Source organism: Glaciihabitans sp. UYNi722, from assembly GCF_040549465.1.
GTDB lineage: Bacteria > Actinomycetota > Actinomycetes > Actinomycetales > Microbacteriaceae > Lacisediminihabitans.
In genome coordinates this window covers 11,788-24,075 of the sequence record NZ_JBEPTL010000003.1, presented here as the reverse complement: position 1 = coordinate 24,075, position 12,288 = coordinate 11,788, and the positions used below count along the sequence as shown (strand labels likewise).

Sequence of the window (12,288 nt, the reverse complement as noted above, 5' to 3'; positions counted from 1 at the left end):
GACTCGCTCGCGAGCGGGGAGATATCCAATCCGGGACGTCGTTTAACCGGCAAGCGTGACAGGTGGCAGGGATCGAAGTGCGCCGGATTAGCGGCGGAACTGACCCCACAGTTAGCGGACTCGACCGTCTTCGCCCGATCGTCGCCGAGCGCCTGACGAATGGCATGGATGTGCTTGAGATCGGGGAACAGCGGGTGGGTGCGCCCATCGCGCGACCGCACCAAATTCTCTGCATCGGTCTCAACTATCGTGACCATGCGGCGGAGACGGGGCAGGCCGCGCCCGAGGAGCCGATCCTGTTTACAAAGTCCCCGAACACGCTAATCGGGCCGAATGATGACGTGCGAATCCCGCGCGGATCGACCAAACCCGACTGGGAGGTCGAGCTCGGAATCGTAATTGGCACTCGCGCCAGTTATCTCGACACGGAGGAGGAGGCCGCCGCAGTCATCGCCGGCCACACGGTTGTCAACGACGTAAGCGAACGTGCCTTTCAAATGGAGCGCAACGGCCAATGGTCAAAAGGAAAATCGTCCGAGACTTTCAACCGGCTGGTCCTTGGCTGGTCACTCCCGACGAAATCGACGATGTGCTGTCCCTTGACATGTGGCTGGCCGTAAACGGTATTCGCCGCCAGACTGGGACGACGTCAACAATGATTTTCGATCCGTTATTCATCGTCCACTATCTATCGCAATTCCTCGTACTCGAGCCCGGCGACCTCATCAACACCGGCACCCGGCCCGGGGTTGGCATGGGCTTCACCCCTCCGATCTGGCTGCCGTCCGGCGACGTGATGGAGCTCGGCATCGAGGGTCTCGGCAGGCAGCGGCAGAATGTTCTGCCAGCGCGGTGAACGAACTCGTCTTGTGAAACCGATTCCCACAGAGGCCCATGGAGGTGCGATCCTTCCACCCCTCCACCCCTCCACCCCTCCACCCCTCCACCCCTCCACCCCTCCACCCCTCCACCCCTCCACCCCTCCACCCCTCCACCCCTCCACCCCTCCACAGGGTGATCATCGACAACCTTTCAACAGACTGCTGGCTTTCTCTTCGAATATATGTCGGCCTTACGATTCCAGTGAGATAGATCGCAGTTTTTGAAATCCCCTTGGCGAGTGAATGGCCAGTTCGGCTGCGCCCTCTGAGACCATTTGTGGGTGGGATGGAGTGTCTGTGCTAGCCGATAGTCTTGGCCGGTGCCCGATTTTGAGAGAACCACGGATTCGTGGCTGGAGCGGCATTACGGCGGTAAGCCGAAGAAGCTCGCCTTCGTCGACGAAACGTTCTCAAATCGCCTGAGCGGCGTCCGTCATCCGTTTTATGCGGTGACCGCATTCATGATCGGCTCGGCTGCGGTCGCTACGGTTCGAGCCGAATTTGCTCGCCTTGCTGGCTATCGCAAGTGGCACACGACGGATAGATACCAGGAGCGAGATGCTGAGCAGATACGCGCTTTCTCTGGATACGTCGCGAGCGGGCCGACCTCGTTGTCGAGGTTGATCTGAAATCGACGACGGTATCCGGCTTGGAAGACGCGCGCAGGATTTGCATGCGCGGGATGGTCCGGATTCTTGCGGAGCGGCATGGTGTTGATTCGGTGCTGTACGAGCGCCGTCGACCGTTCGAGCAGAAGATCGATGATGAGACGACTCGACCGTTGAGGGTGATGTATCCGAATCTCGTGATTCGGGATGTTGGATCTGACGCGGAGCCCTTGCTCTGGGGCGCAGATGTCCTGGCTTGGACCTTCCAGCGGCGTCTCATCGAGCACGAAAACTGGTTTGATCCGTTCGCCGGAGTCACAGCTGTTTATCGACCGACGGGGCAGCGAGTGCCCGGTTTTACCGTCCACAGTGGTTAAACAAAACAACCCCCAGGTGCCGTAGCTGAACCTAAGGGGCCCGGGTCCTGAATAGGGCTTTCGCCGTTCCAGTTCCCGTTGTTTCCGATGTAACAATAGCGGACCAAACACTTGTCCGCAACGTCACACCTAATACAACATGTGCGCGGCACCAATATTCCAAGTGCGAATCAGTCACCCCTGTTGGATGGATTTGGCAAGCTGCCGTCGTTGGCGTGCGTCCCGCATCGAGATCTGAGCCTCGGCTGACCACAGGCTCGCCAAGAGCGTGTTTCCGGCCTCGTTCGTCCGGGCGTCGTAGGCCTGGCGGTAGGTTCGCACGGGATGACCGTGGTGCAGATCCAAGTATGCCCTTATGTCTGTGGCATAGTCGGCAACGTTGTCGACCCGCAGGTAGGCCTGCCGAATGAGGGCGAGGAGCTGGTTCAACCGCGCCCGGTTGCGGAAGACGAACGCTCTCGGGCGAAGCATCAGGCGAAGCTCTCGAAGCGGTTGCTCGACCGCTGAGTTGGAGTACACCGGTGGGATCCTCGATCGCCCTTGCGTCTGGCCTCGCATCCATGTTGCATTTCGTGCCAGCCACGAGTTCGTGTTCAGCAGCTCCGGCCGGCCATGCACTTCAGCTTCGAACTTGTCCCACTTATCCCGTGATTTGAAGGCACCGCTGAATGCCGCTCGGGCAGGATCTCCTGGCTTGAGCGAGTCGCTCTTGAACGCTGCTTTCACTCGTTCGCTGAGATGGTGTTCGCAGTGGTGAATGAGATTCACCGCGGCCCATTCACCCCATTTGATGTTGACACCGAGATGATTGATTTGTCCTGGTCGCAGACGATCGACTCCGGTCTGCCGGGGAGGGAGCGAAGGAATTCCGCCCAGGCGTCACCGTCTCCGCTGGGAACTGCCTCGAACTTCCACAGCCGCCCGTTTGACCCGTCCTTGTCGTACCCGTACGCGGCAAATATGCAATACAAGGCCAGGCTCTTTCCGGTGAGCGGATCCGTCCAGTGGAATGTCAACGAGTCCAAGATGAGAACTGCCGGCCACTCCGTTGGCTGGTGCCGCGTAGCGACCACGGGCACGAAGTCCGCCATCCACTTAGCGACAGTCTGACCGTTGATGACGTCCCGCCACTTCGCAGTCTTGCCAATGTTCGCACGAGCTCGAACACGCTTAGCTGCATCCGTGTAGGTCTGACCGCGGCCCAAATCGACCAGCGCCCGGCGATCTCTCTCACGAGATACTCGAACTCCGCCGCCGCGACAGGTCCCTGGTGCGGAGCGATGTGGTTCTCGCACTCCACACACGTTTCATCCGTTGCGCGTGTCCTGCTCATCACCCCAAGAAACCGGTGATAGGAACCATCTGGGAGCACACATCGCCACCGCGGTTTTTCGCGGCCGCCGGAGCGCTGAACCCCATCCCGGACGACGCGGGCCGACTGATGACCGCGTGAGCACGCGACAATATCATCGCTCACAAGCAGCCCTCTCGAAAAAGGGATCAGGCTAACCCCATCTCACTGAAATCGTAAGACCGATATATGTTCGAATACGAGAGAATTATTGTACGGAATTGACCTCGATAGACATCCTCGAACCGGCTGCGGCACTCGTCGCGTTCGGTCCGAATGCGACGTCATTTTCGCGACTCGACGACGAGCAACTCCTCCTCGCACAGCAAGCGCATACGACCCTTCGACGGATCTCCGATCGTCTGGGCGCCCTGATCGCAGGCGAGATCGCGCATCGTTCTCGTCGCGAGATCGGATACTCCGGTCTTGCCCAACGCAAGGGGTACTCGAGCCCTGAAGCTCTCGTCCAGTCGCTGGCTCAATCGACGCGAGCAGAGGCGAGCAAGCTCGTCCGATTGGGCGGGCTGATGGCAGAACATGAGGCTGGGCTGGCGACCGGAACGCCCCATTCGCTCGGCGAAACCGAGCCATCGCACTCACCTATCCCTACCGCCTTACTGCACGGTTTGCTGTCCGCAGATTCCGCCGACGCGATTTACCGTGGGCTTGGCAGCCCAGACGCCGCAGTCACCGCCGAATTGCTCGCTGCGGCGAGCGAACAGCTTATCGAGGAGTCGGCAACCCTCACGGTTGACCAGCTCTATCGACGCGCTCGGCAGCTTCGCGACGAGTTGGATTTCGACGGCGTGGCCCGTCGCGAGAAGCAGCAGCACGACGACCGCTATCTGAAGCGATGGATCCGACCCGACGGCATGTATCAGGCCTCGATGCTGCTCGATCCCGAAAACGGCCGCCAGGTCTTTGCCGCCTTCGACACCATCCTCAGTCCACGCCGGGGTGGACCCCGGTTCATCGACCGGTCCGAGAAGATTCGAGCTGACGCGATCCTCACCGATCCACGCAGCGATGAGCAGCTGTCGGCAGACGCTCTCGTCGACATGGTCCGCATCGCTTCTGCGGCAGACGACGGGGCGCTCTTCGGGACAAGCCAACCATCGGTTCGGGTGCTGGTGACCCGAGAGGCGCTTGAGAGCCGAAACGGACCCGGATTCATCGAAGGCAACTCGAACGCGGTGTCATTAGAGACTGTCGAACGTCACATCTGCGATCGCGGAGTCATCGGTATCCAGTTCGACGACGATGGCCAGTGCGTGAATGTCGGTCGAGACCAGCGGCTGTTCACAACGCGCCAGCGCGTCGGCCTGAGCGCCAGGGACGGTGGATGCCGCTTCCCCGGCTGTGATCGACCGCCCTCCTGGTGCGAAGCCCACCACGTCGACCAATGGCATCGGGACCAGGGAAAAACCGACATCGCGGACGGTGTATTGCTCTGTCGACATCATCACATGCTCGTACACAATAACCACTGGCAGATACTGCGCGAACGCGGAATCTATTGGCTGAGACCGCCGAAAAGCGAGGACCCGACACAGGCACTCCGAGCAATGCCAACCAGGAGTGCTGCTCTGCGCCAACTGGACAGCGAGCGGCTGGTGGTCTGACGCACGAGGCTTAGCTTGACCAGGTGGATGAATCGTCCGTTCCGGCGCAGACCGGTCCTCACCCCGCAGACGGATCAGCCGTGGACGAACTCCCGACCGAGTGTCGACCGGCTGTAGAATTGCCAGCAACCTACACTCAGGCACCTCTTCATCGACTCGGTGCCGCATATATCGAATCGGAGAACATCATGGCCTCTGCCATCCCAGAAAAGCCCGCCCTCGAAGGGCTCGAAGCCAAATGGGACGCAGCGTGGGAGGCCAACGGCACCCACCGATTCGATCGGGCAAGCGCCGTACGCGAGAACATCTTCAGCATCGACACTCCCCCGCCGACGGCATCCGGCAGCCTGCACATCGGACACGTGTTCAGCTACACCCACATGGATCTGATCGCCCGCTACCAGCGGATGCGCGGCAAGAGCATCTTCTACCCAATGGGCTGGGACGACAACGGACTGCCCACCGAACGTCGCGTGCAGAACTACTACGGGGTGCGCTGCGACCCGTCGCTGCCCCACGACCCGTCCTTCACACCGCCACTCGAGGGCGGCGCCAATTCCGACGGATCCAGCGCCAGCAGCAAAGCCGCCGACCAGCTGCCGGTGAGTCGTCGCAACTTCATCGAACTGTGCGAGCGTCTCACAATCGAAGACGAGAAACAGTTCGAGGATGTCTGGCGCAAACTCGGCCTCTCCGTCGACTGGACGCAGACCTACCGCACCATCGGCGACGAAGCACAAACAGCGGCCCAGCGTGCGTTCCTGCGCAACCTCGCCCGCGGCGAGGCCTACCAGGCCGACGCTCCGACGCTGTGGGACATCACCTTCCGTACCGCCGTCGCCCAGGCCGAACTCGAAGACAAAGACCAGCCGGCCGCCTACCATCGGCTCGCCTTCCACGGCGCACCAACACCGGACAACCCCGATGGCGACATCCACGTCGAGACGACCCGTCCTGAACTGCTCGCCGCCTGTGTGGCACTCGTGGCGCATCCGGATGACGAGCGCTACCAGCATCTGTTCGGCACCACAGTCACCACCCCGATTTTCGGGGTCGAGGTTCCGGTGCTCGCCCACCACCTCGCCCAGAAAGACAAGGGTTCGGGCATCGCTATGGTTTGCACCTTCGGTGACATCACCGACGTCACCTGGTGGCGTGAACTCGATCTGCCCAACCGCACAATCATCGGACGCGACGGACGCATCGTCGTCGACGCACCCGCCGTGATCGTGACGGATGTTGCCACAGCCGCCTACGCAGAACTGGCAGGCAAGACCGTTTTCAGCGCCAAAGCGAAGATGGTCGAGTTACTCAAGGCCAGCGGCGAACTCGTCGGCGATCCCAAGCCGATCACCCACGCCGTGAAGTTCTTCGAGAAAGGTGACAAGCCTCTCGAGATCGTGTCGACGCGCCAGTGGTACATCCGCAACGGTGCACGGGACGACACGCTGCGCGAAACCCTGCTGGAGCGTGGCCGGGAGATCAATTTCGCCCCCGATTTCATGCGGGTACGCTACGACAACTGGGTCGGCGGCCTCACCGGCGACTGGCTGATCTCCCGTCAGCGATTCTTCGGCGTGCCGATCCCGGTCTGGTACGAACTCGATTCCGAGGGCGAGAAAGGCGCGGTGATCGTGCCGTCGGAGGACGCACTCCCGATCGACCCTTCCTCCGCGACCCCTCCCGGCTACGATGAAAGCCAGCGCGGCGCGACAGGCGGCTTCGTCGGCGAGGTCGACATCATGGACACCTGGGCCACCTCCTCCCTGACTCCCCAGATCGCTGGCGGCTGGGAGCGCGACCCTGAACTCTTCGACCTGGTGTTTCCCTACTCCCTGCGAAGCCAGGGGCAGGACATCATCCGCACCTGGCTGTTCTCCACCGTGCTGCGCGCGGAGCTCGAGCACGGCACGATCCCGTGGAAGAACGCCGGCATCTCTGGCTTCATCGTCGACCCCGACCGCAAGAAGATGTCGAAGTCCAAGGGCAACGTGGTCACGCCGGCCGCAATGCTTGACGACCATGGCTCGGATGCCGTGCGCTACTGGGCGGCGTCCAGTCGGCTTGGCACAGATGCGGCCTTCGATCCGCAGAACCCGAAGCAGATCAAGATCGGGCGTCGCCTTGCCATCAAGGTACTCAACGCGGCGAAGTTCGTATACTCCTTCCCGCTCCCTGAGCCAGTCGAAAGGAGCGAGGGCACCGACGGGAGCGAGCCCATCGACGGGCACGACCACAACGCGGCCGGTTCGATAACCTCAATAACCAATCCGCTGGATGTAGACGTGCTCGCTGAACTCGACCGAGTCGTCGCCGCCGCCACCAGCGCCCTCGACGAATTCGACCATGCGCGCGCGCTGGAGACGACGGAGAAGTTCTTCTGGACTTTCTGCGACGACTACCTCGAACTCGTGAAAGAACGCGCCTACGGAGCCGCGACGCCAGCCGAGCAGTCCTCGGCTGTGCACGCCCTCCGCAGCGGCATCGACACCATGCTGCGCCTGTTCGCACCGTTCATTCCGTTCGCAACCGAAGAGGTCTGGTCATGGACCCACGAAGGTTCTGTGCACACAGCAGCGTGGCCGACAGTGGCGATCGAGACGGAACCGAGCGGACTGCTCGGCGTCGTCGGGGAAGCCCTCATCGGCATCCGTCGGGCGAAGACCGATGCCAAGGCTTCCCAGAAAGCCGAAGTGATATCCGCCACAATCACCGGTCCCGCCCTGCTGCAGCTTGCGGCGGACGACCTCAAAGCCGTGGGGCGCATAGCGCAACTCAACTTCGTCGAGGGTGACCAGATCGCGGTGACGGATGTCGTACTCGCCGAACATTCACTCACCGAACATTCACTTGCTGAAAAGAAGGACTAGATCATGCAACTCGGTACACGGTGGGCGGTGGGCGCTGAGGCGCCATCCAAACTGCCACAGGTTGTCGTGGATGCGGTCGCTGGCGTGGAGGCGGAACTCCTCGACGTGGATACCAGCCAGTGGCGCTGGACCCTCACCTGGCTGGAGGGCAACCCCGTCGTCGAACTTGATGACGGAACAGTGATCCGCTATACAGGCGGCGAAGCCTTCGTGATCAGCGCTACTGCCGAGTAGTCCGTCGGCGTCGGGAAGCCCCAACCAGAAGCAGACCGAGTAGGATCACGCCTGATCCGGTGAGCAGCAGCGGAACGGCATTGGCACCGGTGGGCGCGAGTTCAGGGTCGCCCGCGGGCGCGACGACCGGCGGCACGACGACCGGTGCCGCCGAGATGGCGAGAGTGCCGAGGTCGACGTCGACGCTGTTCGCGGTAAACGGAACAGGAGCCGGAGCGGTGAAGCCCGTTGGCACGACCGCGGCGAGCTCGTAGTCACCATTCGCCGTGTCGAGACGGAAGCTGCCGTCGGGCGCGACGGGACTGCTGACAGGGTCGCCCTGGATGTTGGGGACGGCCGCGCCCGTCGAGTCGAGCAACGCGACCTGCGTGCCGGCGGGCGGGGCCGGCTCGTTGGGTAGCACAATCGTTCCCGTTACGGTGGTCGCGGGTGTCGGCGCCACGATCCAGAGCTGGAAGTTCGGCAGTCCGCTGAGCGGGGTGAAGGTCAGCGTCATACTCGTCACCGGCACCGTGGGAACGAACCAGTCGTAGGCGCCAGAGCTGTCGAGGGAGTGCCCCACGACGGAGTTGGCCGGCTTGCCATCGCATGGCACGCCCATTGCGGTCGCTGGGCACCAGGCGGGCACATCGGTGAAGTTGTTCCCCGGTCCGCACGTGCTCGGTTTGGGCGAAGCATTGAGACAGTAGTTGAGAACGGGGTTGTTGTTCGTGTTCCGGGCGCCCAGTTGCGTCGAATCGAGCGGCCCGCCCGGTCCGGTAGCGCTGATGGTGACGTAGTCCGCGTCGATATCTCCGACCGCGAATCCCCACCCGACAGGCGTCGCCGAATCGAAAGTGACGGTGCTCGTCGACGCGTTGGTCTGACCGAGACTCGCGATGGTGATGTACGGCTGGAGGCGGCTGGATCCGAAAGTCTGCCCCCATCCGGTCGTCGCACCGAGGAATGCGGACTTGCCGGATGCCACCGAAGCTCCCGTGTCATTCGTTGCCACTGTCGCATTCGGGAAAGCGGCGGCAGCCGGAAACGTACCGCTGAACTGCCCGGCCGCTGTCTTCGTCCAGGCCGGATAGCTGCCGATATCCGCCGGCGCGGCACCTGCTGCACCAGTCGATATCAGGGCCGCAATAGCAACGGCCGCGACAACTGTCGTGAGGCCACGTACGATCCATTTACCCCGCATGCACACGACCCTACGCGTGGCCGCCACGGGGAACAATCCCGGCTACTCCTGGTCGGTGAGAGCGGGCCGCACGATGTTGATGACACCGGTGACCGGCACCAGTCCGCTCAGACGACCGGGCGAGAGCACCCGCGCGACCTCCTCGGGAGTCATCAGTTCTGCCGCCACGACAAGATCGGCGATCGAAGAATTGGTCGTCAGAGCGGTGTGAGCAAGAGCTGCGGATGCCGCGTACCCGATGTACGGCGTCAACGCTGTGACGACCCCCACCGACGACTCGACCTGGGCGGTGAGTCGCGAGGTGTTGGCGGTGATGCCGTCGACACAGTTGACCCTGAGCGTGTAGCAGGCGTTGGTCATCCAGGCGAGCGACTGCAGGATCATGTGCGCAATCACCGGTTCGAAGGCGTTGAGCTGCAACTGGCCGGCTTCCGCTGCGGCCGTGACAGTGGCATCCGCCCCGATCACGCTGAAGGCGACCTGGTTGACCACCTCGGGGATCACCGGGTTGACCTTGCCCGGCATGATCGACGACCCGGCCTGGCGCGGGGGAAGGTTGATCTCACCGAACCCGGCCTGGGGACCGCTGGAAAGCAACCGGAGGTCATTGCAGATCTTGGAGAGCTTCACCGCCGCGCGCTTGAGGGTTCCGCTCACCGTCATGAAGATTCCGGCGTCGGATGTCGCCTCGATGAGGTCGGGTGCTGTCTCCATCGGGATTCCGGTGATCTCGGTGAGGTGCCGGCAGACAGCCTCCGCATAACGCGGGTCGGCGGTGATGCCGGTGCCGATGGCCGTCGCGCCCATGTTGATCTCGTTGAGCCACGGGACGGTCTCGCTCAGCCTGTCGAAGTCTTCGGTGAGGGTGTGGGCGAAACCGCTGAACTCCTGCCCGAGGGTCATCGGCACAGCATCCTGGAGCTGGGTGCGTCCAACCTTGAGCACGTCGGCGAACTCGATGCCCTTATTCGCGAAGGACACTGTCAGTTTGCGGTGCTCTTCGAGAAGTCGCTTGACGCCGAAAACCATGGCGAGCTTGATGGCTGTGGGATACACGTCGTTCGTGCTCTGGCTGCGGTTGACGTCGTCGATAGGGTGGAAGTGCTCGTAGTCGCCGAACTCGTATCCGAGGATTTCGAGAGCGCGATTGGCGATGACCTCGTTGGTGTTCATGTTCGTCGACGTGCCTGCGCCGCCCTGGATCACCCCGACGGCGAATTCGTCGTGCAGCGCTCCCCCGACGATCTCCTCGCAGACGCGTTCGATCAGGTCGGCTTTCGCCGGGTCGAGAACACCCAGTTCCTTATTGGCACGAGCGGCAGCCTGCTTGACTCTGGCCAGAGCGCGGATGAGGTCCCGATACACGGAGATCGGCCGACGCGTGATCGGAAAATTCTCCAGCGCACGCGCCGTGTGGACGCCCCAGTAGGCGTCGGCAGGGATCTCCATCGATCCGAGCGAATCGCTCTCCGTCCTGGTGCGCGCGGTTGATTCGACGACGGGCAGTTCTGCGGTCGTTGGTACGGCGTTCGGTGCGGTATTCGTCATGGTGTTTGTGGCTCCACTGCCTGGTCAGATCGCTTGTGGCTTGGTGACGACAACGACTCTACTCGTGCGGAGCACCGTGCCCTGAATGGATGCCGGGCAGAGATTCCGGAGAGAAATTCGTCGCAGAGAAGTCGCAGCGAGGTCGGAGCGAATCAGTGCAGGCCGGGGATGATCAAATACACCCCGAAGAGAATCAGCAGCGCGCACAGAACAAACGACACGACTCCGACCGGACGATGCCATCCGCCCTCGACGGCGACCAAGCGCAGGCCGACGGAGAACAGGAACACGATGACGCTGGCCGAAACGATGGCGACCACGAGAACCGTGAGAAAACTGAGCCAGTCGATCATCGCGCAGCACCTCCGGTCCTGGCCGACTTGCGCTTCTTCGGTCGAACGAAAGCCGTCGGCTCGACCTGCACATGAGTCGCATCGACGCGATTGCGACGGGAGTAGACGAAGATCCAGGTGATCACGCCTGCGGCGACCACGGCATCCGCGATGATGCCGATAAGGCCGGAGAGAGCGATCCAGGAGGCGAGCGCGCCCACCAGAATCGCCGCCGGAATGGTGATGAGCCAGCCGATAGCGATGCGGCCCGCAGTCTTCCATCGCACGGATGCACCCTTACGACCGATACCGGTGCCGATCACGGAACCGGAGGCGACCTGCGTTGTAGAGAGGGCGAAGCCGAGGTGGGTGGAGGCCAGGATCGTCGCTGTCGTCGCGACCTCGGCGGCGAAACCCTGGCCGGGCTCGATCTCGGTCAGGCCTTTGCCGAGGGTGCGGATGATGCGCCAACCGCCCGTATAGGTGCCGAGTGCGATTGCCAGCGCGCAGACCACGATGACCCAGAGTTCCGGCCCGGTGCCGGTGCCCTGGTATCCGGCCGCAATGAGGGTGAGGGTGATGACACCCATGGTCTTCTGGGCATCGTTGGTGCCGTGCGCGAGAGAGACGAGCGATGAGGTAAACATCTGGCCGTAGCGGAATCCCCCGCGCTGCTTCTTCTTGGTGACCGAGTAGGCGATACGCGTGGCGATGAACGCCACCAGCCCAGCCGTGACCGGCGCCAGAAGCGCGGGGAAGACGATCTTGGAGAGCAGCACCGACAGGTCGATGGATCCGAAGCCCGCACCGACGATGGCCGCGCCGATGAGCCCGCCGAACAGGGCGTGACTGGAACTCGACGGTAGGCCGAGCAGCCAGGTGACCAGATTCCAGAGGATCGCGCCGATCAGACCGGCGAAGATCATCACCGGTGTGATCTGGATGCCGTTATGGCCTTCACGGATCAGGCCGCCGGAGACGGTTCTGGCAACTTCGGTCGAGAGGAATGCGCCGACGAGGTTGAGAACTGCGGCAATGGCAACGGCCACCTTGGGCTTCAGCGCGCCCGTCGCGATGGGGGTGGCCATGGCGTTGGCGGTGTCGTGAAAACCGTTGGTGAAGTCAAAGAGGAGAGCCAGTGCGATGACCAGCGCGACCATGAGCGAGATGTCCACTGCGGATGAGTCTTACAGGAAGGTGAACGGGAGGCAAGCAGGAGGTTAACGCGCCAGCCAGCACCTCGTCGTCAAGTCCCGCCACGGCACGAGAAAGGGGGGAATGC

At 62.5% G+C, this 12,288-nt stretch carries 11 protein-coding genes and 1 pseudogene; 6 read left to right on the top strand and 6 right to left on the bottom strand.

Going from position 1 to position 12,288, the window contains the following annotated elements; all coding sequences use genetic code 11:
* The first annotated feature begins 164 nt into the window (after positions 1–164).
* From ABIB56_RS02645 to ABIB56_RS02635, 3 genes and pseudogenes are all read left to right on the top strand, one after another.
* Positions 165–856, top strand: a pseudogene (locus ABIB56_RS02645) (fumarylacetoacetate hydrolase family protein).
* A gap of 345 nt (positions 857–1,201) precedes the next feature.
* Positions 1,202–1,510 (top strand): hypothetical protein, encoded by a 309-nt coding sequence (locus ABIB56_RS02640; RefSeq protein WP_354567313.1) that lies wholly within the window; start codon positions 1,202–1,204, stop codon positions 1,508–1,510.
* 20 nt (positions 1,511–1,530) lie between these two features.
* Positions 1,531–1,866, top strand: coding sequence for a hypothetical protein (locus ABIB56_RS02635; RefSeq protein WP_354567312.1), 336 nt, complete (start codon positions 1,531–1,533; stop codon positions 1,864–1,866).
* A gap of 174 nt (positions 1,867–2,040) precedes the next feature.
* Here the strand turns inward: ABIB56_RS02635 and ABIB56_RS02630 are convergent, their stop codons facing one another.
* The gene (locus ABIB56_RS02630) at positions 2,041–2,385 is read right to left on the bottom strand and encodes a hypothetical protein (protein WP_354567310.1); all 345 of its coding nucleotides are present in this window, start codon (positions 2,383–2,385) and stop codon (positions 2,041–2,043) included.
* 245 nt (positions 2,386–2,630) lie between these two features.
* A complete protein-coding gene (locus ABIB56_RS02625) occupies positions 2,631–2,957 on the bottom strand; it encodes a hypothetical protein (RefSeq protein ID WP_354567309.1) in 327 nt (108 codons plus the stop codon).
* A 481-nt stretch (positions 2,958–3,438) separates the two neighbouring features.
* Here ABIB56_RS02625 and ABIB56_RS02620 point away from each other — a divergent pair, with 481 nt between their 5' ends.
* The 3 genes from ABIB56_RS02620 to ABIB56_RS02610 all read left to right on the top strand — a co-directional run bounded on the left by ABIB56_RS02620 (position 3,439) and on the right by ABIB56_RS02610 (position 7,943).
* Positions 3,439–4,839, top strand: coding sequence for an HNH endonuclease signature motif containing protein (locus ABIB56_RS02620; protein WP_354567308.1), 1,401 nt, complete (start codon positions 3,439–3,441; stop codon positions 4,837–4,839).
* 188 nt (positions 4,840–5,027) lie between these two features.
* Complete coding sequence (gene valS / locus ABIB56_RS02615; RefSeq protein ID WP_354567307.1) at positions 5,028–7,709, top strand: valine--tRNA ligase; 2,682 nt, start codon at positions 5,028–5,030, stop codon at positions 7,707–7,709.
* 3 nt (positions 7,710–7,712) lie between these two features.
* Positions 7,713–7,943, top strand: a complete 231-nt coding sequence (locus tag ABIB56_RS02610) for a hypothetical protein (RefSeq protein WP_354567305.1) — start codon at positions 7,713–7,715, stop codon at positions 7,941–7,943.
* Here ABIB56_RS02610 and ABIB56_RS02605 read toward each other — a convergent pair.
* From ABIB56_RS02605 to ABIB56_RS02590, 4 genes are all read right to left on the bottom strand, one after another.
* The gene (locus ABIB56_RS02605) at positions 7,930–9,126 is read right to left on the bottom strand and encodes a hypothetical protein (protein ID WP_354567304.1); all 1,197 of its coding nucleotides are present in this window, start codon (positions 9,124–9,126) and stop codon (positions 7,930–7,932) included. The two genes, ABIB56_RS02610 and ABIB56_RS02605, sit on opposite strands and share 14 nt — an antisense overlap.
* Before the next feature lie 42 nt (positions 9,127–9,168).
* On the bottom strand, positions 9,169–10,674 hold the full coding sequence (locus ABIB56_RS02600; RefSeq protein WP_354567302.1) for an aspartate ammonia-lyase: 1,506 nt from the start codon (positions 10,672–10,674) through the stop codon (positions 9,169–9,171).
* A gap of 152 nt (positions 10,675–10,826) precedes the next feature.
* Positions 10,827–11,027, bottom strand: coding sequence for a hypothetical protein (locus ABIB56_RS02595; RefSeq protein ID WP_354567301.1), 201 nt, complete (start codon positions 11,025–11,027; stop codon positions 10,827–10,829).
* A complete protein-coding gene (locus ABIB56_RS02590; RefSeq protein ID WP_354567299.1) occupies positions 11,024–12,181 on the bottom strand; it encodes an inorganic phosphate transporter in 1,158 nt (385 codons plus the stop codon). Before ABIB56_RS02590 ends, ABIB56_RS02595 begins: the two co-directional genes overlap by 4 nt.
* Positions 12,182–12,288 lie beyond the last annotated feature (107 nt).

Bases quoted from the DNA above. Each gene is read 5' to 3' on its own strand.
- valS (WP_354567307.1), top strand. From the start codon at position 5,028: ATGGCCTCTGCCATCCCAGAAAAGCCCGCCCTCGAAGGGCTCGAAGCC.
- ABIB56_RS02595 (WP_354567301.1), bottom strand. From the start codon at position 11,027: ATGATCGACTGGCTCAGTTTTCTCACGGTTCTCGTGGTCGCCATCGTT.
- ABIB56_RS02625 (WP_354567309.1), bottom strand. From the start codon at position 2,957: ATGGCGGACTTCGTGCCCGTGGTCGCTACGCGGCACCAGCCAACGGAG.
- ABIB56_RS02605 (WP_354567304.1), bottom strand. From the start codon at position 9,126: ATGCGGGGTAAATGGATCGTACGTGGCCTCACGACAGTTGTCGCGGCC.
- ABIB56_RS02600 (WP_354567302.1), bottom strand. From the start codon at position 10,674: ATGACGAATACCGCACCGAACGCCGTACCAACGACCGCAGAACTGCCC.
- ABIB56_RS02610 (WP_354567305.1), top strand. From the start codon at position 7,713: ATGCAACTCGGTACACGGTGGGCGGTGGGCGCTGAGGCGCCATCCAAA.